This is a genomic window from Methylobacterium sp. J-088 (assembly GCF_022829295.1).
GTDB lineage: Bacteria > Pseudomonadota > Alphaproteobacteria > Rhizobiales > Beijerinckiaceae > Methylobacterium.
Genome location: NZ_JAKSYH010000255.1, coordinates 25,268 through 47,488, shown reverse-complemented (window position 1 = coordinate 47,488; position 22,221 = coordinate 25,268). Strand labels below are relative to the sequence as shown.

Annotated in this window: 18 protein-coding genes; 8 read left to right on the top strand and 10 right to left on the bottom strand. The window is 69.6% G+C overall.

Going from position 1 to position 22,221, the window contains the following annotated elements:
* The first annotated feature begins 456 nt into the window (after positions 1–456).
* Entirely contained in the window at positions 457–2,139 is a 1,683-nt protein-coding gene (locus MKK63_RS27990) for an acyl-CoA dehydrogenase family protein (protein ID WP_244007295.1), read from the top strand.
* A 126-nt stretch (positions 2,140–2,265) separates the two neighbouring features.
* On the opposite strand, the gene MKK63_RS27985 is transcribed toward MKK63_RS27990, so the two are convergent.
* Both MKK63_RS27985 and MKK63_RS27980 read right to left on the bottom strand, forming a co-directional pair.
* Complete coding sequence (locus MKK63_RS27985) at positions 2,266–2,442, bottom strand: hypothetical protein (RefSeq protein WP_244007293.1); 177 nt, start codon at positions 2,440–2,442, stop codon at positions 2,266–2,268.
* Between the two features lie 113 nt (positions 2,443–2,555).
* Complete coding sequence (locus MKK63_RS27980) at positions 2,556–3,824, bottom strand: glycosyltransferase family 4 protein (RefSeq protein WP_244007291.1); 1,269 nt, start codon at positions 3,822–3,824, stop codon at positions 2,556–2,558.
* A 112-nt stretch (positions 3,825–3,936) separates the two neighbouring features.
* On the opposite strand from MKK63_RS27980, the gene MKK63_RS27975 reads away from it, so the two are divergent.
* From MKK63_RS27975 to MKK63_RS27955, 5 genes are all read left to right on the top strand, one after another.
* Entirely contained in the window at positions 3,937–5,193 is a 1,257-nt protein-coding gene (locus MKK63_RS27975; RefSeq protein ID WP_244007304.1) for a glycosyltransferase, read from the top strand.
* 329 nt (positions 5,194–5,522) lie between these two features.
* A complete protein-coding gene (locus MKK63_RS27970) occupies positions 5,523–5,876 on the top strand; it encodes a phasin (RefSeq protein ID WP_243917650.1) in 354 nt (117 codons plus the stop codon).
* Between the two features lie 478 nt (positions 5,877–6,354).
* Positions 6,355–6,978 (top strand): hypothetical protein, encoded by a 624-nt coding sequence (locus tag MKK63_RS27965; RefSeq protein ID WP_244007288.1) that lies wholly within the window; start codon positions 6,355–6,357, stop codon positions 6,976–6,978.
* Between the two features lie 119 nt (positions 6,979–7,097).
* Entirely contained in the window at positions 7,098–8,357 is a 1,260-nt protein-coding gene (locus tag MKK63_RS27960; RefSeq protein WP_244007286.1) for an N-acetylmuramoyl-L-alanine amidase, read from the top strand.
* A 168-nt stretch (positions 8,358–8,525) separates the two neighbouring features.
* On the top strand, positions 8,526–10,955 hold the full coding sequence (locus MKK63_RS27955; RefSeq protein WP_244007284.1) for a penicillin-binding protein 1A: 2,430 nt from the start codon (positions 8,526–8,528) through the stop codon (positions 10,953–10,955).
* 364 nt (positions 10,956–11,319) lie between these two features.
* Here MKK63_RS27955 and purQ read toward each other — a convergent pair whose 3' ends face one another.
* The 5 genes from purQ to MKK63_RS27930 form a co-directional block, all read right to left on the bottom strand.
* Positions 11,320–12,000: a phosphoribosylformylglycinamidine synthase subunit PurQ gene (purQ, locus tag MKK63_RS27950; RefSeq protein ID WP_244007282.1), complete on the bottom strand. Its 681-nt coding sequence runs from the start codon at positions 11,998–12,000 to the stop codon at positions 11,320–11,322.
* The gene (gene purS / locus MKK63_RS27945) at positions 12,000–12,239 is read right to left on the bottom strand and encodes a phosphoribosylformylglycinamidine synthase subunit PurS (protein ID WP_244007280.1); all 240 of its coding nucleotides are present in this window, start codon (positions 12,237–12,239) and stop codon (positions 12,000–12,002) included. Before purS ends, purQ begins: the two co-directional genes overlap by 1 nt.
* A 115-nt stretch (positions 12,240–12,354) precedes the next feature.
* Complete coding sequence (locus MKK63_RS27940; protein ID WP_244007278.1) at positions 12,355–12,594, bottom strand: hypothetical protein; 240 nt, start codon at positions 12,592–12,594, stop codon at positions 12,355–12,357.
* A 100-nt stretch (positions 12,595–12,694) separates the two neighbouring features.
* On the bottom strand, positions 12,695–13,294 hold the full coding sequence (locus MKK63_RS27935) for an ActR/PrrA/RegA family redox response regulator transcription factor (RefSeq protein ID WP_243917671.1): 600 nt from the start codon (positions 13,292–13,294) through the stop codon (positions 12,695–12,697).
* Positions 13,295–13,339: 45 nt separating this feature from the next.
* Entirely contained in the window at positions 13,340–14,731 is a 1,392-nt protein-coding gene (locus MKK63_RS27930; RefSeq protein ID WP_244007276.1) for an ActS/PrrB/RegB family redox-sensitive histidine kinase, read from the bottom strand.
* A 304-nt stretch (positions 14,732–15,035) separates the two neighbouring features.
* Between MKK63_RS27930 and MKK63_RS27925 the strand changes: the two genes are divergently transcribed.
* Positions 15,036–16,313, top strand: coding sequence for a polyhydroxyalkanoate depolymerase (locus MKK63_RS27925; protein WP_279574907.1), 1,278 nt, complete (start codon positions 15,036–15,038; stop codon positions 16,311–16,313).
* A 354-nt stretch (positions 16,314–16,667) separates the two neighbouring features.
* On the opposite strand, the gene MKK63_RS27920 is transcribed toward MKK63_RS27925, so the two are convergent.
* The 3 genes from MKK63_RS27920 to MKK63_RS27910 are packed head-to-tail and all read right to left on the bottom strand — an operon-like array spanning position 16,668 to position 20,348.
* Entirely contained in the window at positions 16,668–17,600 is a 933-nt protein-coding gene (locus MKK63_RS27920; RefSeq protein WP_244007274.1) for an ABC transporter permease, read from the bottom strand.
* Positions 17,566–18,525: an ABC transporter permease gene (locus MKK63_RS27915; protein ID WP_244007272.1), complete on the bottom strand. Its 960-nt coding sequence runs from the start codon at positions 18,523–18,525 to the stop codon at positions 17,566–17,568. Before MKK63_RS27915 ends, MKK63_RS27920 begins: the two co-directional genes overlap by 35 nt.
* Before the next feature lie 32 nt (positions 18,526–18,557).
* Positions 18,558–20,348 carry a peptide ABC transporter substrate-binding protein gene (locus MKK63_RS27910; RefSeq protein ID WP_244007270.1) on the bottom strand — a complete coding sequence of 597 codons (1,791 nt, stop codon included), beginning with the start codon at positions 20,346–20,348 and terminating at the stop codon, positions 18,558–18,560.
* 197 nt (positions 20,349–20,545) lie between these two features.
* Here MKK63_RS27910 and MKK63_RS27905 point away from each other — a divergent pair, with 197 nt between their 5' ends.
* Complete coding sequence (locus MKK63_RS27905; RefSeq protein ID WP_244007269.1) at positions 20,546–21,964, top strand: M20 family metallopeptidase; 1,419 nt, start codon at positions 20,546–20,548, stop codon at positions 21,962–21,964.
* Positions 21,965–22,221: the final 257 nt, after the last annotated feature.

Here is a 22,221-nt window from a genome sequence, read left to right as displayed (position 1 = left end):
GGGCGGCGCGGGAAATCCTGGTTCCGCACCGGCCTCGATGCCCTACGCGGCGATCTCCTCAATGCCCCTCAAAGCGCAGCGACCCTCTGGGCCAATCGATGCCCAAAACGCCTCCCAGCCTTGTGAGTCGTGTACCGTGGGCAAGCCAACGCCTCATCTGCTTAGCTCTTTGTTATGTCACAGGTTTTTGTCACAAAACCGGTGGCCACTTTTGCGAAACCTGCTTAGCCCCCCGCAGAGGGGGGAGGGAGAAGCCCGGGTCTGACGCCGTCCGGTTTCCAAGGATCGTTGCGTAAAGCCTGACACGATCAGGCCGCCCGCATCGGCCGGATTGTGTTCGAAGTCCCCCGCTCTTCAACTTCAGTTCAAGACGCGACAAACGAAATCTGCTTCGGCTTGCGCCGCAGACAGGTTAAAAGACACGATCCAGAGAAACGCCACGCGAGCAAAAAAACCATGTCCGCATCCCCCGCCATCCAGACCGAGCCGCAGGATCTCGTGGCCCTCACCAAGGCCGCCGGCGAGAGCGCCAAGGCGCTGGCCGCCGAGGCCACCCGCCGGGTCCGCACGCGGATCCTCGGGACGGATGGGCGGATCGACGCGGCCAAGCTCGAAGGCCAGCAGCACGCCGCCCACGGCCTCGCGTGGCTCGCCACCTACGCGGAGGCAGTCCGCGAACTCGGCAGCTACGCCGAGCGCCTGCAGGCCGAGGGCCGGTTCGGCGAGACCGAGTCGCTCCTCGTGCGGATCGGCGCGGGCGAGTATCTCGATCAGCTGTTCTCCGGCATCCCGATGAGCCAGGGCGAGATGGTCCGCCCGATCGGCTCGCTCGGCCTCACCGCCAAGGAGGTGGCGCAGTACCGCACCGATGCGGTCGAGACCCTGATCGCCGAGGGCAATACCCTCGAGAACCGTGCCGCCCTGGTCGCCCAGATGCGCGACGGCAGCGGCGCGGCGACCGTCGGCGCCTCGGGCCTCGACGAGGACATGGAGGCGATCCGCTCCGAGATGCGCCGCTTCGGCAAGGCCGAGGTGGTCGATCAGGCGCATGAGTGGCACCTGAAGAACGCCTACATCCCGATGGAGATCGTGACCAAGATGGCCGAGCTCGGCGTCTTCGGCCTGACGATCCCCGAGGAATACGGCGGCATGGGCCTGTCCAAGACCGCCATGTGCGTGGTTTCGGAGGAGCTGTCCCGGGCCTATATCGGCGTCGGCTCGCTCGGCACCCGCTCGGAGATCGCCGCCGAGCTGATCCTGTGCGGCGGCACCGAGGAGCAGAAGCAGCGCTTCCTGCCCAAGATCGCCTCGGGCGACATCCTGCCCACCGCCGTCTTCACCGAGCCGAACACGGGCTCGGATCTGGCCAGCCTGCGCACCAAGGCCGTCAAGGACGGCGACACGTGGAAGATCAGCGGCAACAAGACTTGGATCACCCATCCGGTCCGCGCCGACATCATGACCGTGCTGGTGCGCACCAAGCCCGAGGAGAAGGGCCACAAGGGCCTCTCCATGCTGATCGCCGAGAAGCCCCGCGGCACCGACGCGGATCCCTTCCCGGTCCAGGGCCTGTCAGGCGGCGAGATCGAGGTGCTCGGCTACCGCGGCATGAAGGAATACGAGCTGGCCTTCGAGGGCTTCGAGGTCCCGGCCGCGAACCTGCTCGGCGAGGTCGAGGGCAAGGGTTTTGCCCAGCTGATGCAGACCTTCGAGTCGGCCCGCATCCAGACCGCGGCGCGCGCCGTCGGCGTCGCCCAGTCGGCTCTCGATGTCGGCCTGCGCTATGCCGAGGAGCGGGTGCAGTTCGGCAAGCCGCTGGTCAGCTTCCCGCGGGTGGCCGACAAGCTCGCCATGATGGCGGTGGAGATCAACATCGCCCGCCAGCTCACCTACTTCTCGGCCCGCGAGAAGGACGAGGGCAAGCGCTGCGATCTCGAGGCCGGGATGGCCAAGCTGCTCGGCGCCCGCGTCGCCTGGGCGGCGGCCGACAACGCCCTCCAGATCCACGGCGGCAACGGCTTCGCGCTGGAATACGCGGTCAGCCGGATCCTGTGCGACGCGCGCATCCTGTCGATCTTCGAAGGTGCGGCCGAGATCCAGGCCCAGGTGATCGCCCGCCGGCTGCTCGAAGCCGCGTGAGGGACCGGGCGGCTACGCGGCCGCCCGGCATCGTCGGGGCTCTGCCCCGCGTCGGGGCTCTGCCCCGCGGCGGGGCTCTGCCCCGACACCCCGCCAAAGGGCCCCAGGCCCTTTGGAAACCCAAATCTACTTGGTGATCTTCACCGAGACCGGGTCGCTCGACGGGAAGGTCTCCTCCAGGGCGTCGTCCAGGCGCTCGTTGAGCTTCTCCTGCTTGTTGTCGGGATGCGCGTTGTCGCCCGGCTTGGCGCTGCCCTGCTGGAAGCCCGGCTTGGTCTCGTTCTGCTTCTGCTCGTCGGCCATGGTGGTCGCTCGTCCGTGACGGGGGCACGCAAGGTGCCGGTGCGCATCAACGCGGGCGGCGGCGGGTGTTTCCGATCTTTCGGGGACCGCGCGGCAATCCGGCCCCCGTTCGCTCACGTCGCCGGGATCGACCGCTCGGCCGCCGCGGCGGCGACCGGATCACGGGCATCGGCGCCGCGCATCACGGTCTCGTAGACCCGCGCCAGACGGTCGAGATGGGCGTCGAGGCTGAGCGGCGCCGCCCAGTAGCGCGCGTAGGCGGCCCGGCCCATCCGGGTGGCGAGCCTATCGTCCGACAGGCTGCGCAGATGCGTCGCCAGCGATTCCGGGTCGCCCGAGCGGAACCAGAACCCGGTCTCGCCGTCGACCACCGCCTCCCGGCCCGCGCAGGCATCGCTGACGATCACCGGCGCGCCGCAGGCCAGCGCCTCGTAGACGGTCAGCGGCTGGCCCTCGTACCAGACGCTCGGGAAGACCAGCGCCCGGGCCTGCCGCATCAGGGCCTGCACGCCGGCGGCATCGCGCCAGCCCAGCATGACGGCCTCGGGATAGCGTGCCGCGAGCGCGGCCCGCTCGGGCCCGTCGCCGACGAACACCGCCCGCGCCCCCGCCCGCCGCGCCGCCTCGGCGAAGATCGGCGCGCCCTTCTCGGTGGAGATCCGCCCGACGAACAGGGCATCGCCCGGCGGCCCGTCCCGCAGCGGCGCCTGCGCCACCGCGATCGGGTTGTCGACCCGGTGGAACGCCGTCCCCGGGGGCATCAGCGGCCGCACGACCCGCTCCTGCAGGTCGCTGATCGTGATGACGTGAGAAAATAGATCCGGCAGCCGGGCCACCTGGGTGAGGCCGATATGGCGGACCATGCGGGCGACCTTGCGTGGGTAGCTGCGCGCGTCGCAATTCGCCACGATGCAGGAGGCCGACATCGGCGTGCGGTGGCAGATCTTCTGCTCCGGATAGGCGTAGAAGCCGCCGGTCGGGCAGACCAGGAAGAACTCGTGCATCGTGTAGAGGCAGGGCAGGCCCGAGGCCCGGAGCGCCGTGCCGATCGACGGCGAGAGCGCCTTGGCGAAGGCGTGGACATGGACCACGGTGTCGCGCGGGTCGCAGGCGGCGAGTTCCCGCGCGAGCGCCCGGCGCGCCGGGCCGTTCCAGATCGCCTGCGCGGCAAACGCCAGCTTGTTGCGCGTCGTCGCGATATCGTCCTGCTCCAGGCAGACGACGCGGATGCCGGCGGGTTCGAGCCGCGGATCCACCGGGCCGACGGCGGCGAACAGGCTCACCCGGACCCCGCGGGCGGCGAGCCCCAGGGCGGATTCGATCGCCACCTTGGCCTGTCCGCCATTGATCGAGGCGTGGTCTGCGACGAGGACGACGTGCATGGTCGGGTTTCCGACGCTCTAATTCCGGATTGAGCGTTGTAACGACCCGCGGTTGATCCCCCGTAAACTGGTTTTCGCCATGATCCCGGCTGTCGAGACCGGGGCCGTTTGCATGCACGTCGTGATCCTGGCCGAGTTCGCGTCCGCCAGCGGCGGGGCCGAGAAGGTCGCGCTGGAATCGGCCCGGGGGCTCGCGGAGGCCGGCGTCTCGGTCACCTACCTCCAGGCGGTTGCGGGCGCGGCCGACCCGTTGCTCGATCACGCAAACATCCGGCGGGTGGTGCTCGGCTTGCCGGACATCTGGTCGCTCGGCGGCGCGAAGGCCGCGGCGGCCGGGATCTGGCACGCGGCGGCGGCGCGCAGCCTCGCCGCGGCGCTCGCCGCGCTGCCGGAGCGGCCGGACTGCATCCACCTGCACCAATGGACCCGTGCCCTGTCGCCGGCGATCTTCCCGGTCCTGTCGGGGGCGGGCGTGCCCGTCATCGTCACCCTGCACGACTATGCCCTGGCCTGCCCGAACGGGGTCTATTACCGCTTCGACCGGGCTGAACCCTGCGGACTCAAGCCCCTGTCGGCCGCCTGCATCGCGGCGCCCTGCGATGCGCGCAGCCGCGCCCACAAGCTGGTGCGCGTCGCCCGGACCGTGGCGCTGCGGCAGGCGATGCGGGGGCTGCCGCTCCACGTGGTCCATGTCAGCGACGCCAGCCGGCGGCGGATGGGCGACCTTCTCGGCGCCGACGCCCTCACCCACCACCGGATCGACAACCCGGTCCGGGTCGCCGAGGGACCGCCGGCCGAGCCCCACCGCGGCGATGCGATCGCGTATGTCGGGCGCCTGACCCGCGAAAAGGGCGCCGATCTGGTCGCCGAGGCCGCCCGTGCGGCGGGCCTGCCGGCCCTGTTCATCGGCGCCGGGCCCCTGGAGGCCGAACTGTGCGCCCGGGACGGCGTGGAGATCATCGGCTGGCAGAGCCCCGCCGCGGTCTGGGAGATCCTGCGCCGCCGGGCCCGGGCGCTCGCCGCGCCGTCACGCTGGTACGAGACCGGTCCGCTCACGATCTACGAGGCGCTGGCCGCCGGAATCCCGGTGGTCGCCTCCGACCGGTCCGGGGCCGCCGAGAAGGTCCGCCACGGGCAGACCGGCTTCGTGGTCGCCCCGGCGGTCGGGGCCCTGACGGCCGCCTTCACGGCTCTGCGGGACGATGCCTGCGCCGGAGGCCTCGGCGCGCGGGCCTATGCCGAAGCCCGCGCTGCGCCGATGACGCTGGCGACCCATGCGGCCGCACTCCGGACGCTGTACGGCCAGCTCGCACGCGATACGGGTGCGGTGCAGCATCGCCCGTTGCCGGCTCTGCTGGAACGCCCGTGAGGTCCATCACACCGCAATATGTATTCAGGATACACGACCCGTTCCGACCCTCTGGACAACAGGACGATTTCTTGTAAACGGATGCGCGCTCCAAATCGCCAATCCAGGTAGCCTCTATAAACGGCAAAGCTTTGCCGATGGTCTGGTGTATCGGCCCGGGTCCGGAGAAAAACCTTCTGAGATCCTGGATTCGGCATTTTATCGATCCTCCCGAGGGTGTATCCAGCCCCGCATTATGCACTTGACTTCTTGTTGCAGTGCAACATATAGAGGCGCGTCACGGCGGACGCAGCTGGCGTCCCGCTCCAATGATCGTTCTGGAGACACAGATGCAGACCCCGAATTTCGAGATGCCGACCGAGATGCGCGACTTCGCCGAGAAGAGCGTCGACCAGGCCCGCAACGCCGTCGGCACCCTGATGGCCAATGCCGTCAAGGTCACCGAGCAGGCCCAGGTCTCGGGCCAGACCTTCCAGTCGACCGTCAGCGCGGCCCTCGCGAAGGGCTTCGACCACGCCCAGGCCAATGCCAACGCGACCTTCGACTTCGCGCAGAAGCTTGCGCGCACGAAGGACCTGCGCGAGGCCTTCGAGCTCCAGTCCGAGTTCGTCCGGAGCCAGTTCGCGGCGTTCCAGGCTCAAGCCAAGGATTACGGCGCCCTGGTCCAGAACGTCGCCCGCTAGAGCGCTCTCCGCCGAAGTGGACGCCGGTTCGGCGCAAGAGAGCGCGTTAAAATAAGGGTTTAGATCCGTGCCCGATTGCAATGCGATCGGTACACGACAGTGACGACACCGTTGCCGAATAGGGCGCGGGTCCCCTCTCCCGCACGGGAGAGGGTGCAGGTTGCGCTTGCCGACCCAGGCGGCTGACAAGTGTCGTGGGCGGTGTGCAATGCGATCGGGCACGGCTCTAAGGACGGGTCTACCTGCCGGTCCGCATGGATCGGGGGTGTTCCAAAAGATCCGGGCGGCCGCTTCGGGCCGGCCGGATCCAACGATTCGACGCCCGAGCGTCCCGGGTTCGACCCCGGATGGCGCCGACAGGCCGACCGTCGCTTCTGCGGGTCGGGAGCGGACAGGAGGAGATCGCGCGATGGGAAAGCCGCGTCGGCCACGAGTGGGCCTTTCCAACTGGCAGCCGAAGCCGCCCCTGAATACGGGGATGCCTGCTCCGCTCGCGTCCTTGTCCGAGGCCTCGGTGGACGAGTCGGATGTGTCCGTCGTGGCCCTGTCACGCGCCGGGTTCGCGGATGATGACGCGCCGGTCTTGGCGTCAGCTCCGGCGATAGACCCCATCACCCCGGCCGAGTTGGTGGCGCAGGCAGCGCGGGTCGAACCCCGCCTCGCGCCCGAAACCGAGACCCCTGACAGCGTTGCCCACGCCGTGAATCCCCCCGAGGCGGATCGCGACGAAGAGGCCGATCAGGACTCCCACGATGATCGTCATGCGCCCGACCGCGCGGAGCCGGAGACGGCGTTCGCCGCCGCCCCGCCGCCGGATCTCGTCCCCGCCGCGATGCTGCACGCCGCGGAGCCCGCGCCGCTGAACCGGTTCGCGTTCGCACCGGACCGGATCGACATGATCGAGATCGGCTCGACCATCGCCCGCTACATGCAGGGCGAGGGCACGGCCGCCCTGGAGCATTTCCGGGCTCTCTCGGATGTCCGTACGCCGGCCGATCTGATCCGTCTCCAGGTCGGCGAGGCCCAGCGCGCCGCCGACGCCTCCCTGACCTGCTGGGTCACGGTGATGGGCAAGGCGAGCCGCGTCGTCGCGTTCCGTTGAGGCCGGACGTGTCGCCCCCGCGCAAAACGGATGGCCGGATCGAACCGGGTGCGACAACGCTCCGTTAACCAAGCCGGTCCCATGCCGTATCGGAGGGTACGGGAAACCAAACCGCACCAATGCCGAACTGCGCACGTCTGATCCGATCCGCCTGCTTCTGCCTCGCCCTCGCGCTCATTCCGGCGCTGGCGGGTCCGCCCGCGGCCGCGCAGAACGGTGACAAGCCCGCCATCGCCATCGGGGCCGATCTCGCCAGCCAGGGCGGCACGACCCGCCTCACCCTGACCCTGTCCCGGGCCGTGGAGGCCCGCGGCTTCGTGATGGAGCGGCCCGACCGGGCGGTGATCGACCTGCCCGAGGTCAACTTCCAGCTCGAATCGGGCACCGGCAGCCGCCGGGACGGCCTCGTGCAATCCTTCCGCTACGGCCTGTTCGCCCCCGGACGCTCGCGCATCGTGATCGACCTCGCGAGCCCCGCCACCGTGGGCAAGATCGAGACCGCAACCCGGGCCAAGGACGGCGCCGTGCTGCTCACGATCCCGCTGCAGCGCGCCGACCGCGACGCCTTCCGCAAGGCGGCCGCCGCGGCCGATCCCGCCCCCGCGCAGGCCCGGGCCGCCGCGCCCGAACCCACCGACCAGCGCCCGCTGATCATGGTCGATGCCGGCCATGGCGGCACCGATCCCGGCGCCATCGCGGTGGGCGGCGTGTTCGAGAAGGACATCGTGTTCGGCTTCGCCCAGGCGCTCGTCGAGAAGCTGGAGGCAGGAGGCCGCTACCGGGTCCGGATGACGCGCGACCGGGACGTGTTCGTGCCGCTGGCCGACCGCGTCCGCCTCGCCCGCGAGGCCAGGGCCGACCTGTTCGTGTCGATCCACGCCGATTCGATCTCGGCGGCCCCGCAGGTGCGCGGCGCGACGATCTACACCAACGCCGAGAAGGCGACCGATCTCGAATCCGCCAAGCTCGCCGAGCGCGAAAACCGGGCCGACGCCGCCGCGGGCGCCGAGTCCGCCGAGGCGCCGCCGGACATCGCCGACATCCTTCAGGAACTCACCCTGCGGGAGACGCGCGGCTTCTCGTCGGGCTTCGCCCGGACCTTGATGGGCCAGCTCGGTCCGGTGATGGAGATGAGTTCCAAGCCTCACCGGGAGGCGCGGTTCGTGGTGCTGCGCTCCCCCGATGTGCCGAGCGTGCTGGTGGAACTGGGCTACCTGTCGAGCAAGCGCGACCTGGAGATGCTGCAATCGCCGGAGTGGCGCGCCGGGGTCACCGGCTCGATGGCCAAGGCGATCGACATGTTCTTCACCAATCGTGCCAGCCTGGGGCGGCCGGTGATGACGCGTCGCTCGGCCGCCGTCGCCCCAGTTTTACCATAGAGTAAGTGTCGATACGGGCTGTCCGAACGCCCGCTCGCAGCCGTCGCAACCGGCAATCCGAGGGGGCCTCAGGTGACCATCCGGGGGCCGACCGCATCGTGAGCGGAGCTGCGCGCCGGGTGAGCCGATTCCGGCATGCGGCCGGGCCAGCGACGAGCGGAACACCGGATGCGTCTGATCCTTCGTTTCTTCGGGATCCTGTTCAGCGCCGCCGCGGTGCTGTTCGTGATCGGCGCGGCGGCGGGCGGTTACTTCTACTGGAAGTACAGCCAGGACCTGCCCGACCACGCCGCGCTCGCGAATTACGAGCCGCCGGTGATGACCCGCATCCACGCGGCCGACGGCTCGCTGCTGGCCGAATATGCCCGCGAGCGCCGGCTCTACCTGCCGATCCAGGCGATGCCGAAGATCGTGGTCGCGGCTTTCCTGTCGGCCGAGGACAAGAACTTCTACAAGCACGGCGGCATCGACCCCGAGGGGATCGTGCGCGCCTTCCTGACCAACGCCAAGTCGGGCAAGCGCCAGGGCGCCTCGACCATCACCCAGCAGGTCGCCAAGAACTTCCTGCTGTCCTCCGAGCAGACCTACGACCGTAAGGTCAAGGAGGCGCTTCTGGCGCTCCGGATCGAGTCGGCCTACTCCAAGGACAAGATCCTCGAACTCTACCTCAACGAGATCTTCCTGGGCACCATCGTCCCGGGCCGCAACCTGCACGGGGTTGCCGCGGCGGCGCTCGACTATTTCGGCAAGTCGGTCCACGAATTGACCATCAACGAGGCGGCCTACCTCGCCGCCCTGCCGAAGGGGCCCAACAACTACCACCCCTACCGCAAGACCCAGGCGGCGCTCGACCGCCGCAACGAGATCATCCGCCTGATGGCGGAGAACAACTACATCACCAAGGACGAGGCGGACGCCGCCAAGAAGATGCCGCTCGGCGTCAACCCGCGCGTCGCCTTCCCGAACGCCGCCAACGCCAACTACTTCACCGAGGAGGTCCGTCGCGAGATCTCCGAGCGCTACGGCGAGAAGAAGCTCTACGAGGGTGGCCTCTCGGTGCGCTCGACGCTGGATCCGAAGATGCAGGCCTGGGCCCGCAAGGCCCTGGTCGACGGCCTCGTGCGCTACGATCAGGCCCATGGCTGGCGCGGTGCCGTCACCCGGGTCGACCTGACCGGGCGGGACTGGGGCATGGCGGCGGCCGAGGTGCCGGCGCTCGGCGACGTGGCGCCCTGGCGGCTCGCCGTGGTGCTGGGCAACGGCGGCGGCGGCGTGCAGGTCGGCCTCCAGCCCAAGCGCGAGGCGTCGGGCCAGGTCGGCAAGGACCGCGAGACCGGCGTGATCACCCCGGACGGGATGCGCTGGGCCGGCCGTGCCAATCTCCAGGCCGGCGACATGGTCTATGTCGAGGCGATCGAGGGCGGGAAGGGCCAGTTCCGCCTGCGCCAGAAGCCCGAGGTCTCCGGCGCCATCGTGGCCATGGACCCGAATACCGGCCGCGTCCACGCGATGGTCGGCGGCTTCTCGTACGACGAATCCGAGTTCAACCGCGCCACCCAGGCGATGCGCCAGCCCGGCTCCTCGTTCAAGCCGATCGTCTACTCGGCGGCTCTGGACAACGGCTACACCCCCGCCTCGATCGTGCAGGATTCGCCGATCACCATCGAGGGCGGCCCCGGCCAGGAGGCCTGGACGCCTTCGAACTACGACGGCAAGTCCGGCGGCCCGCACACCCTGCGCTACGGGATCGAGCACTCGAAGAACCTGATGACGGTGCGGCTCGCCAAGGATGTCGGCATGCCGCTCATCGCCGAGTATGCCCGCCGGTTCGGCGTCTATGACGACATGCTGCCGGTGCTGCCGATGTCGCTGGGCGCGGGCGAGACCACGGTGATGCGCATGGTCACCGCCTACTCGATGCTGGCCAATGGCGGCCGGCGCATCCGGCCGACCCTGATCGACCGGATCCAGGACCGCATCGGCGAGACGATCTACCGTCACGACAACCGCAAGTGCATCGGCTGCGACGCCGAGAAGTGGTCGGGCCAGGACGAGCCGAAGCTGGTGGACGATTCCGAGCAGGTGCTCGACCCGCTGACCGCCTACCAGATGGTCTCGATCATGGAGGGCGTGGTCCAGCGCGGCACCGCGACCCTGCTGAAGCAGATCGGCAAGCCGCTCGCCGGCAAGACCGGCACCACCAACGACGCCAAGGACGCGTGGTTCGTGGGCTTCTCGCCGGATCTGGCGGTGGGCATCTATCTCGGCTTCGACAAGCCCCGCTCGCTCGGCGACCGCGCCACCGGCGGCGGGCTGGCCGCGCCGATCGCCCTGGAATTCCTCAAGACCGCCCTCAAGGACAAGCCGCCGACCCCGTTCCGCGTGCCACCGGGCATCAAGCTGATCCGCATCAACCTCGCCAGCGGCACCCGCGCCGGCTCGAGCGAGGGGGCGGGGACGATCCTGGAGGCGTTCAAGCCCGGCACGGCGCCGCCGGATTCCTACGTGGCCCCGTCCGGCGGCAGCCAGGCGCCGGCCCCCGCGGCGGCGGTGCCGGCGGATCCCGATCGGGCCGCGCAGGCGGGTGGGCTTTATTGAGATGAGAGGCAGCGCGGCGCGCTCTTGAGAAAGAGCCGGCGCCGCGTTCCACTCTCCCCCACAGAGGGCCTTTGGGATTCACACATCAGGTCTGGGCTCAGTGTGCCGTCGATAGGCTTGGCAATCCCAACGTGCCACGCGCCCTCCCTCCCCCCCTCTGCGGGGGGAGGGGGCCCGCGTATGATGATCGCCCGCACGCCATCCGCACAGAAAAAAGCCGCCCCGGAGGGAGCGGCTTGGAGGAGTCTTCAGGGAGGCATCAAACAGAGCGGACGAGAAGGTCCAACTCCACATCCAGAAAACTGGATGCCTGTTTATCAATTAAGAACCTTAACACGTAGTAAATACTAGTCTCCGCAAGCGATCATGCCGCCAGACTGTCGAACAGCCCGCGCCCGTCGGTGCCGCCGATCAGATCCTCGACGAAGTTTTCCGGGTGCGGCATCATGCCGAGCACAGTCCGGTTCTCCGAGAGGACGCCCGCGATCGCGTTGAGCGAGCCGTTGCGGTTGGCCTCGACGGTGACGGTCCCCGCCGCGTCGCAGTACCGGAAGGCCACCCGACCCTCGGCCTCGATCCGCGCCAGGGTCTCGGGATCGGCGAAGTAGTTGCCCTCGCCGTGGGCGACGCAGACGTCGATGACCTGACCCTGCCGGTAGGCACTGGTGAAGCGGGTATCGGTGCGCTCGACCCGGAGCGTCTGCCGGTGGCAGATGAAGCGCCGGTTCACGTTGCGCATCAGCACGCCCGGCAGCAGGCCGGATTCGCACAGGATCTGGAAGCCGTTGCAGATGCCGAGCACGAGGCCGCCCCGACCCGCATGCGCCCGCACCGCATCCATGGCGGCGGCCCGTCCGGCGATCGCCCCGCAGCGCAGATAGTCGCCGTACGAGAAGCCGCCCGGCAGGACGGCGAGGTCGGTGCCGGCCGGCAGGTCGTGGTCCGCGTGCCAGACGAGGCTCACCCGCGCGCCCGACCGGCGCAACGCCCGGACGACATCGCTCTCGCGGTTCGAGCCGGGGAAGACGATGACCGCGGCGTGCATCAGAGGATCTCGATCGCGTAGTTCTCGACCACCGTGTTGGCCAGGAGCTTCTCGCAGGCGGTGCGCAGCGTCGCCTCGGCGGCGGCAGCGTCGGTGGCCGCCACCTCGATGTCGAACACCTTGCCCTGCCGCACGCCCTCGACCCCCTGGATCGCCAGCGACTTGAGCGCGGCCTCGATCGCCTTGCCCTGCGGGTCCAGCACGCCGGTCTTCAGGGTGACGATAATACGGGCTTTCATGGATTTTCGGGTCTCGCGCGTCGCCGGGACGAGGGTCTCACCTGCGGCAACGTTTCACAGGCTGCCGCAGTTCTCTGTAGCAGGAAGGCCGCCGGCCTGTCGAACGCGGGTCGCGTTATCGACGGGGCGCGGCGGTGCCCGCGCGCAGCGGCTCGATGCTGATCGCCCGCCGCCAGAGCTGCAGCATGATCCAGGCCGCGAACAGGCTGAACAGACCCATCAGGACATGGCCGACCCGGTCCCCGAGATCGAACAGGCCCGCCAGCGCCCAGCCGGCCGCGATGGCGACAGCGAACACCTCGGTGCCGACGAGGACCATCATGCTCACGATGGTGATGGCGTTGCGCCCGTTCACGCGATCGACCCCTGAAAATAGGACGGGTCCCGGACGAAAACCGTCCGAGACCCGCGCAGCTAGCCCGGCAGGGCCGCCGATGCAACCAAGCGCACCGCTGTTAGCGCGGCGCGCGCTTCGCCAGGATCCGCTGCAGCGTCCGCCGGTGCATGTTCAGGCGCCGGGCCGTCTCGCTGACATTGCGGCCGCACAGCTCGTAGACCCGCTGGATGTGCTCCCACCGGACCCGGTCGGCCGACATCGGGTTCTCGGGCGGATCGGCCCGCTCACCCGGCTGCGCCATCAGCGTGCCGTGGATCTCGTCGGCATCGGCGGGCTTGGCGAGATAGTCGAAGGCGCCGAGCTTCACCGCGGTGACCGCGGTTGCGATGTTGCCGTAGCCGGTCAGGATCACGCCGCGTGCTTCCGGGCGGCGCTCCTTCAGACGGGCGATCACGTCGAGGCCGTTGCCGTCGCCGAGGCGCATGTCGATCACCGCGAAGGCCGGGGCCCGGGCTTCCACGGCCGAGACGCCGTCCGCGACGCTGTCGGCCACCTGCACGTGATACCCACGGCTCTCCATGGCGCGGGCGAGACGGGTCTGGAAGGGCTTGTCGTCATCGACGATCAGCAGGCTGCGGTCGGAGAAGGCGGCCAGTGGATCGGCGTCGCTGAGCACGGCAGCGTCGGTCGCCGCCGCGGTCCCGGGCTGCGTAAGCATCGGGCGTTCCTTTCAGGTTTTCATCGTCGGTTCTTGGTCTGTCCCTTATATAGGGACGACATCGCGCGGGGGCAGGGGGTGTTGGATATTGAGTTCCGGCGAATGACGCGGCGCTGCCCCGCGCTCGAAGATGTGGCGGGCCCAGGAGACGCGCACCACTGCCCCGTGGGCCTCCGGCGTGGGCACGTTCATCAGCACCAGCTGGGCGCCTGAGCGCTCGATCAGGGTCTTGGCGATGAACAGCCCGAGCCCCAGCCCCGCCCCGACAGTCCCGCCCGATTGCGGCCGGTCCTGACTGCGGGTGGTGACGTAGGGCTCGCCGGCCCGCAGCAGAACCTCGCTGGAGAAGCCCGGACCGTCGTCCCGGATCTCGAGCCAGACCCGCTCCTGGCTCCAGCGCCCCTCCACGGACACCCGCGCCTCGGCGAAGTCCGCGGCGTTGTCGAGAATATTGGCGAGGCCGAACATCACCCCCGGGTTGCGGCGGCAGGCCGGCTCCGGCCCGTCCCCGAGGCTCGTGATGTCGAGCGCGGTGCCGAGCGCCCGCTGCGGAGCCACCAGCTCCTCGACGAGGTGGCTGAACGTGACCGTCTCCAGGAAGCCGGCGCCGGCGCCGTCGCCGTCGAGCGAGGTCAGCTTGCCCAGGATGCCGCGGCAGCGGTCGACCTGCTCGCGCAGCAGGTTCAGATCCTCCGCCACCGCGGGCGAGGCGGTGGGGCCGAGCTGGCGGATCAGCTCCTTGGTGACCAGCATGATGGTGCCGAGGGGGGTGCCCAACTCGTGGGCGGCCGCCGCCGCCAGCCCGTCGAGCTGGGACAGGTGCTGCTCCCGGGCGAGCACGAGCTCGGTGGCGGCCAGCGCCTGGGCGAGGAGCCGCGTCTCCTCTGCGACCCGCCACGCGTAGACGCCCGTGAACGCGGTGCCGAGCAGGATCGCGGTCCAGACGCCCGAGACGTACAGGAACGGCAATTCGATCCGCCCGTCCGCGAACCAGGGGAGCGGCCGGTGGACCAGGGCCAGCAGGGTCGCGAGACCGACCGCCAGCAGGCCGAGCGCCAGCGTCCGCTCCGGCGGCAAGGCGGTCGCCGAGATCAGCACGGGGGCCAGGAACAGCAGCGAGAACGGGTTCTGCAGCCCGCCCGTGAGAAACAGCAGGGCGGCGAGCTGCACGATGTCGAACGCGAGGAGCAAGGCCGCGGAATCGTCGCTCAGCCGGTAGCTCGCGGGGAAGCGGATGCGCAGCGCGAGGTTCAGCCAGGACGAGGTGGCGATCACCAGGAAGCACCAGCCGAAGGGCAGCGGCAGACCGAGGCCGAACTGCGCCCCGACCACGGCGGCGCTCTGGCCGGTGATGGCGAGCCAGCGCAGGCGGACGAAGGTGTCGAGCCGCAGGTGTCGCGCGTCGCGGACGAGGCCGTTCAGATCGGAATCGGGCATGCACTGCTTCGGTGGGGCGTCGGGCGGACTGAGCCGGTACGAAAGTTTCGCGACAGCCGGCGACGTTCAAGTCCGGCGATGTCGCGGATGCGGGAGGCCGGCAAATTTTCCGGGGCAAGTCTTCCGGGGCAACTCATCCGGGCCGAATCGTCACAGGCGCCATCGTCACAGGGGAAATCGTCCCCATCTGGGGATGTTCCATTATCGTTCAGGGTGGAACATTATCCTGCCAATTCCGGTCGGGGGGCGTTCGGTGCCGGTTGGCCCGCAACACCGAAGGCCGGCGGCAGACCGTGAGGTAACGATGCTCCTGGCCTATTCGATGTACGAGGGCGCCCGCGCCCTGATGACGCCGGCCCGGGTCGCCGCCGATCTCACGCGCTACGGCCTCCAGATTCCCGGCAATCCCCTGGCCTACGGGCCCTACGCGCGGGCGGTCAGCGCGGGCTGCGAGATGTTCGAGCGCGTCACCCGCCAATACGGCAAGCCGGCCTTCGGCTTCACCGAGACGATGGTCGACGGGCAAGCGGTGCCGGTCAGCGAGCGGGTGGTTTGGGAGCGGCCGTTCTGCCGCCTGATCGCCTTCGACCGCGCCTTCCCGACACCGCCCGCCGAGGCGCAGCCGAAGCTCCTGATCGTCGCGCCGATGTCGGGCCATTACGCCACGCTGCTGCGCGGCACCGTGGAGGCGATGCTGCCGAACCACCGGGTGTTCATCACCGACTGGACCGACGCCCGGATGGTGCCGCTGCTGGCCGGCCGCTTCGACCTCGACGACTACATCGACACCCTCCAGGAGATCTTCGCATTCCTGGGGCCGGATCTGCACGTCATGGCGGTGTGCCAGCCGGCGGTGCCGGTCTTGGCCGCGGTGGCGCTGATGGAGGCGGCCGACGAGCCCGCCGTACCGAGTTCCATGACCCTGATGGGCGGCCCGATCGACACGCGCCGCTCGCCCACCGCGGTGAACTGCCTCGCGCAGGAGCGCGGCCAGAAGTGGTTCGAGCAGAACACGATCAGCCTCGTGCCGCCGATCTACCCGGGGGCGTGGCGCCGGGTCTATCCGGGCTTCCTGCAGCTCTCCGGCTTCATGGCGATGAACCTCGACCGGCACGTCACCGCCCATTCGGACATGTTCGACCATCTGGTGGGCGGCGACGGCGACTCGGCCGAGAAGCACCGGGACTTCTACGACGAGTACCTCGCGGTGATGGACCTCACCGCCGAGTACTACCTCCAGACGGTGCAGACCGTGTTCGTGAACCACGCCTTGCCGAAGGGTGAGATGCAGCACCGGGGCGTTCCGGTCGATCTCGGGGCGATCCGCCGCTGCGCGATCCTGGCGGTCGAGGGCGAGAACGACGACATCTCCGGCGTCGGCCAGACCAAGGCGGCGCTCGACCTGACGCCGAACCTGCCCGATGCGCGCAAGGCCTATCACCTCCAGGCCGGGGTGGGGCATTACGGGGTGTTCAACGGCTCGCGCTACCGCACGGTGATCGCCCCGCGGATCGCGGCCTTCATCCGCGCCATGCAGGCGGTGCCGGCCGCGCGCGGCGGCCATCTGCGGCAGGTGGGCTGAGGCTGGAGAAAGTGGGTGCTGCTCGGTGTAGAGCGCGCGCCCTCTCACGCCGCGAGCCTGCGATGTTCACGCATCGGGTCTTGAAGGTCGCGACACCCCCCTCTCTCCGCTTGCGGGAAGCGAGAGGCGAAGCCGGAGCGAAGGTGAGGGGGCGATTCCGGAAGAGACTCCTCCGTTCAAGCCCCCTCACCTTCGGCTGCCGCCTCGCTCCGGTGACGACAAGGTCGCCGGAGCACTCTCCCCGCAAGCGGGGCGAGGGGTTTGCTGGTGCTTTCGTCGGCGCAGCGCGCGATGTGTGCATCCGGTAGCCCCGCAAGGGGGAGGGGAACAGCGCCTGCCGTTCAGACGGTCCGGTCACAGCACCCGCCGCGGATCGAGCGCATCGCGCAGGCCGTCGCCGATGAAGTTGATCGACAGCACCGTCAAAAAAATCGCGCCCCCCGGGAACAGCGCCCAGTGGGGCGCGACGTCGAGGTGGTCCTTGGCGTCGAATAGCAGCCGCCCCCAGGTCGGGATGTCGGGCGGGAAGCCGAGCCCCAGGAACGAGAGCGTCGATTCCGCGATGATCGCCGCCGAGACCTCGATCGAGGCGGCCACGATCACCGGCCCCAGCGCGTTCGGCAGGATGTGGCGGCGCACGAGGTGCCCGGTGGTCGCCCCCTGCGAACGGGCCGCCTCCACGAACTCCTTCTCCCGGAGCGTCAGGAACTGCGCCCGCACCAGCCGGGCGACCGGCATCCAGCGCAGGCCCCCGATCACCGCGACGATCATCAGGAACACGCCGCCCTGCGTGCCGAACACGGCCTTCAGGCTGTCGCGGAACAGGTAGATCACCAGCAGCAGCAGCGGCAGTTGCGGCAGCGACAGGAACAGGTCGGTCAGCCACATCAGCAGGGGGTCGAGCAGGCGGCGCGACATGCCGGCCAGCGCCCCGACCAGCACCCCGATCAGGCTCGCCACCGCCATGGCGGCGAAGCCGACCGCGAGGGAGATCCGGCCGCCATGGATCATCCGGGCCAAGAGATCCTGGCCGAGATCGTCGGTGCCGAACGGATGGTCCCAGGACGGGCCCTGGAGCTGGGCGGCGAAATCGATGTCGTCGATGGCGACCGGCCAGAGCAGGCCGCCGAACACCACGCCGGCGACCAGTACGGCCAGCACGCCGACGCTCGCCAGCGCCAGCCGGTGCCGCCGGAAGCGCCGCCACGTCTCCCGCCCCGGCGAGGCCGGCACGCGGGCAGGGGCCATCGCCTCATCGGAGGGCGATGCGGGGGTCGAGCCAGCCATAGAGCAGGTCCGCGACGAGGTTGAACAGGATGACGAGGCCGGCGAACACGAAGGTCACCGCCATCACCACCGGCGTGTCGTTGGCCAGCATCGCGTCGATCAGCAGCGAGCCGATGCCGGGGATCCGGAAGATCTGCTCGGTGACGATGGCGCCGCCGAACACCGCCGGGATCTGGAGGGCGACCAGCGTCACCACCGGGATCAGGGCGTTGCGGGCGATGTGCCGGCGGGTCACCGTGCCCTCGGAGAGGCCCTTGGCGCGGGCCGTGGTGACGTAGTCGAGCCGGGCGACGTCCAGCGCCGAGGCGCGCACGTACCGGGTGTAGGAGGCGGCCTGGAAGAAGCCCAACACCGCCACCGGCATGATCGCCTGCCGGATGTTGGCCCACATCCAGGGGAGGCCGGAGCCCGGCAGGTCGGCCTGGTAGACGAAGGGCAGCCAGCCGAGCTTGATCGAGAACAGCAGGATGAACAGCAGGCCGGTGAAGAAGGTCGGCAGCGAGAAGCCCACGAAGGCCAGGGTGTTGGCGACCTGATCGGCCAGCGAGTAGGGCCGGCGCGCGGCGTAGAGACCGACCGGCACCGCGATCAGCAGTGCCAGCACCTGAGAGGAGCCGACGATGAACAGGGTCGTCGGCAGCCGCTGCAGGATCAGCGCATCGACATTCACGCGGCTCGCGAACGAGAAGCCCCAGTCGCCGTGCAGCATGGCGGTGAGCCAGTGCAGGTAGCGGGTGAAGATCGGGTCATCGAGGCCGAACTTCACCCGCAGAGCCGCCCGCACCTCGGGGGGCACGTTCGGGTTGCTGGCGAGTTCGCCGAACGGGTCGCCCGGCGCGAGCGCCAGGACGGTGAACAGGATCAGGCTGATGCCGAGCAGGCTCGGGATCGCGATCAGGAGCCGTCGCAGGATGTAGGCGCCCATTGGTGTGCCCCTTCTTGGCGCCGCGCTCCCGCTCAGGCCTCCCGGTACCAGTCGGGCAGGAACGACAGGTCGTTGTCCCAGCCGCTGCGGGGCGCCGTGAGCGCGGCGCCCACCGCCGAGACCTCGGCGCGGTGGATCAGCGGCAGCACGTTCTCGGAGACCGCGAGGTCGTTGCAGGTGATGAGGAGCGCCGCGCGCTTGACCGGGTCGAGCTCGCTCTGGGCGGCGCTGTAGGCTTTGTCGTAGGCATCGTTGCGCCAGCGCACGACGTTGCGGCCCTGCCACTTGTTGGCCTTCTGGGCGACCTCCCAGGAGGCGTACATCAAGAGCCAGATCGCCGGATCGGCCTGGGTCATGCTGTAGGCGTACATCTCCATGTCGGCGTAGAAATGCGTGCAGGTGTCGGGGTTGGCCGGATCGGAGGAGAAGAACACCGAGCCGGTCACCGATTTCAGCTCGATCGCGATGCCGGCCTTGGCGGCCGCCTGCTTGATGATCGCCTGGGTCTTCTGGCGCGGGGCGTTGATCGAGGTCTGGAAGACCAGCTTGAGCGTCTTGCCGTCCTTGGCGCGGATCCCGTCCGAGCCCTTGGTCCAGCCGGCCTCGTCGAGGAGCGCGTTGGCGCGTGCCGGGTCGAAGGCGAAGCTGGTATCCTTCGAGACGAAGCGCTCGGGGCCGTTCACCGTGTTGGCGGTGGCCCTGCCGGTGCGGCCGTAGATGTAGGTCTGGATCGACTTGCGGTCGACCAGCAGGTTCATCGCTCGGGCTACCTTCGGGTCCGAGAAGGCGGGGTGCTTGGTGGTGATCGAGGCGCGCTCGCCGTCGACCTCGACGTTCGGGTCGGTGGCATTCAGCAGCAGGAATTCCAGCTTGCCGCCGTAGACCACGTCGACCCGGCCCTTGCCGCCGGTCTCCAGGCGCTTCAGCACCTCGTCCTCGATCAGCATGTTCCAGGCGTAGTCGTACTCGCCGGTCTGGAGCACGGCGCGGGCGGCCGAGACCGCATCGCCGCCGCCCTTCATCTCGATCGTGTCGAAATACGGCCGGTTCGGCAGGTGGTAATCCGGGTTGCGTTCGCCGCGGACGATGTCGCCGGGCCGGAACTCCACGAACCGGTACGGGCCGGTGCCCACCGGGGCGAGGTTCTGCGGCGCGTCGCGCGATTTCGCGCCGCTATAGGGGCCGAACAGGTGCTGCGGCAGCACCATCCCGACGATGCCCACGAAGGCGTCGCACCAGAACGGTGTCGGCTTGTCGAACAGGACCCGGACGCTGAGGTCGTCGATCTTCTCGACCGTGCAATCCTTGTAGGAGCCGGCCGTCACCGCCGCAGTGGCGGGATCGCGGGCATACGCCCAGGTGAACACGAGGTCGTCGGCGGTGAGCGGCTTGCCGTCGTGCCATTTGACGCCGGGCTTGAGCGTCCAGACCACCGAGCGGCCATCGGCGGCCAGCGCCCCGTTCTCCTTGGACGGGATCGTGGCGGCCAGCACCGGCACGAGGTTGCCGTCCGGGTCCCAGGCGGCGAGCGGCTCGTAGAAGATCCGCGAGGCGTCCTGATCCTTGGTGCCGACCGCGAAATGCGGGTTGATCAGCGTCGGCGCCTGCCACCAGAGCAGCTTGAGCGCACCGCCGCCGCCGGCCTTGGTCGGCTTGTAGCCGGCCCGGATATCGGCCGCCATCGCCACGCCGTTGCCGGCCAGCATCAGCCCGGCCATCGGCGCGGTGAGGCCGACCGCTACCATCCGCTGCACGAAGGCGCGCCGCGACAGGCGGCCGTCCTTCACACGTCCGATGAGGCCGCGCAGATCCCGCTCGTCCATGATCATTCCTGATTGCCGCCGTGACGGGCACAGCACCATTCCGAATGCGGTGTTGGCAAGGGGCGGGCCAGTGACGCTTCAATCGAAACGTGTTGACGATCCGGCATGCCGGACGCCTTCCTGGCCCCGGCCCTGCATGCACGAACGCCCGCCAGGGTGGCGCGGGTTCGATCGGTACCACACCGGGAGACGACACGATGGATAACCGCAGCACCGTGTGGCGCCATGTCGACGCCCGGAAGGCGCGGCTGATCGCCCTGTCGGAGCGGGTCTGGGGCATGCCGGAGGTCTGCTACACGGAAGAACGCTCCTGCGCCGAGCACGTCGCCGAATTGCGCCACCAGGGCTTCCGGATCACGGAAGCGGTCGCCGGCATCCCCACCGCGGTGATGGGCGAGGCCGGGGAGGGCGGGCCGGTCATCGCGTTCCTCGGCGAGTACGATGCGCTGCCCGGCCTGTCGCAGGAGGCGGGACTCGCCGAGCACCGGCCGATCGAGCCGGGCGGGCACGGCCATGGCTGCGGCCACAACCTCCTCGGCTCGGCGGCTCTGCTGGCCGCCACAGCCGTCAAGGACTGGCTCGCCGAGACCGGCACCCCCGGCCGCGTGCGCTATTACGGCTGCCCGGCCGAGGAGGGCGGGGCCGCCAAGGCCTTCATGGTCCGCGCCGGCGCCTTCGCGGATGCCGACATCGCGATCTCCTGGCACCCGGGCAGCTTCTGGGAGGTGGCGCCGCCGGCCGCGCTGGCCAACACGCGGGCGGACTTCACCTTCACCGGGCGGACCGCCCACGCCGCGGCGGCTCCGCATCTCGGACGCTCGGCGCTCGACGCCGTGGAGCTGATGAGCGTCGGCGTGAACTACATGCGCGAGCACATGCCCTCGGATGCAAGGGTGCACTACGCCTATCTCGACGCGGGCGGCATCGCGCCGAACGTCGTGCAGGCGGGGGCGCGCGTGCGCTACTCGATCCGCGCCCGCGATCTGCCCGGCATGCTGGCCCTGGTGGAGCGGGTGAAAAAGGTGGCGCAGGGCGCCGCGCTGATGACCGAGACCGCGGTCGAGGTGCGGATCGTCAGCGCCGTGTCGAACCTGTTGGGCAACACGCCGCTGGAGCAGGCGCTCCACGGGGTGATGGAGGAGCTGGGGCCGCCGCCCTTCGACGATGCCGACCGGGATTTCGCCGAACGAATCCGCGCGACGCTCAGCGATGGCGACATCGACGCCGTGTTCCGTGCCATCGGGATGCCGCGGACCGCGGCGCCGCTCGCGGATTTCCTCGTGCCGCTCGACGCCCCGCGCAACCCCGCGATCGGCTCGACCGATGTGGGCGACGTGAGCTGGGTGGTGCCGACCGTGCAGGCGCACGCCCCGACCGTGGCGATCGGCACGCCGTTCCATACGTGGCAGGTGGTGGCGCAGGGAAAGACCCCGGCGGCCCACAAGGCGATGGTGCAGGTCGCCAAGGCGATGGCGGCCACCGGCACCCTGGCGCTGACCGATGCGGCCCTGCGGGACGCCGCCCGGGCGGATCTCGCCCGGCGGCGCGGCGCGGCCGGCTACGTCTCGCCGCTGCCCCCGGAGGTCGAGCCGCCGCTGCGCATGTCGTTGGCGTGAGGCGAGAGCAGGGTACGGGGTTTATAAGTTCAGAGACTCGGTTGGCTCAGCCGACAGCTTGAAGAGACGCGGATCCCCTCTCCCCGCGCGCGGGGAGAGGCCCGCACGGACCTCGTCGTCCGTGCGGGAAGCGCAGGCGCAGCCGGAGCGAAGGTGAGGGGGCTCGTCAGGACGAGCCTCTTCCGGCACCACCCCCTCACCTTCGGCTGCCGCCTCGCTCCGGCGACAACGAGGTCGCCGGAGCCCTCTCCCCGCCC

What these genes read in the sequence shown, in the direction of transcription:
- MKK63_RS27990 (WP_244007295.1), top strand. Translation starts at nt 457, where the DNA reads ATGTCCGCATCCCCCGCCATCCAGACCGAGCCGCAGGATCTCGTGGCC.
- MKK63_RS27985 (WP_244007293.1), bottom strand. Translation starts at nt 2,442, where the DNA reads ATGGCCGACGAGCAGAAGCAGAACGAGACCAAGCCGGGCTTCCAGCAG.
- MKK63_RS27980 (WP_244007291.1), bottom strand. Translation starts at nt 3,824, where the DNA reads ATGCACGTCGTCCTCGTCGCAGACCACGCCTCGATCAATGGCGGACAG.
- MKK63_RS27975 (WP_244007304.1), top strand. Translation starts at nt 3,937, where the DNA reads ATGCACGTCGTGATCCTGGCCGAGTTCGCGTCCGCCAGCGGCGGGGCC.
- MKK63_RS27970 (WP_243917650.1), top strand. Translation starts at nt 5,523, where the DNA reads ATGCAGACCCCGAATTTCGAGATGCCGACCGAGATGCGCGACTTCGCC.
- MKK63_RS27965 (WP_244007288.1), top strand. Translation starts at nt 6,355, where the DNA reads ATGCCTGCTCCGCTCGCGTCCTTGTCCGAGGCCTCGGTGGACGAGTCG.
- MKK63_RS27960 (WP_244007286.1), top strand. Translation starts at nt 7,098, where the DNA reads ATGCCGAACTGCGCACGTCTGATCCGATCCGCCTGCTTCTGCCTCGCC.
- MKK63_RS27955 (WP_244007284.1), top strand. Translation starts at nt 8,526, where the DNA reads ATGCGTCTGATCCTTCGTTTCTTCGGGATCCTGTTCAGCGCCGCCGCG.
- purQ (WP_244007282.1), bottom strand. Translation starts at nt 12,000, where the DNA reads ATGCACGCCGCGGTCATCGTCTTCCCCGGCTCGAACCGCGAGAGCGAT.
- purS (WP_244007280.1), bottom strand. Translation starts at nt 12,239, where the DNA reads ATGAAAGCCCGTATTATCGTCACCCTGAAGACCGGCGTGCTGGACCCG.
- MKK63_RS27935 (WP_243917671.1), bottom strand. Translation starts at nt 13,294, where the DNA reads ATGCTTACGCAGCCCGGGACCGCGGCGGCGACCGACGCTGCCGTGCTC.
- MKK63_RS27930 (WP_244007276.1), bottom strand. Translation starts at nt 14,731, where the DNA reads ATGCCCGATTCCGATCTGAACGGCCTCGTCCGCGACGCGCGACACCTG.
- MKK63_RS27925 (WP_279574907.1), top strand. Translation starts at nt 15,036, where the DNA reads ATGCTCCTGGCCTATTCGATGTACGAGGGCGCCCGCGCCCTGATGACG.
- MKK63_RS27920 (WP_244007274.1), bottom strand. Translation starts at nt 17,600, where the DNA reads ATGGCTGGCTCGACCCCCGCATCGCCCTCCGATGAGGCGATGGCCCCT.
- MKK63_RS27915 (WP_244007272.1), bottom strand. Translation starts at nt 18,525, where the DNA reads ATGGGCGCCTACATCCTGCGACGGCTCCTGATCGCGATCCCGAGCCTG.
- MKK63_RS27910 (WP_244007270.1), bottom strand. Translation starts at nt 20,348, where the DNA reads ATGGACGAGCGGGATCTGCGCGGCCTCATCGGACGTGTGAAGGACGGC.
- MKK63_RS27905 (WP_244007269.1), top strand. Translation starts at nt 20,546, where the DNA reads ATGGATAACCGCAGCACCGTGTGGCGCCATGTCGACGCCCGGAAGGCG.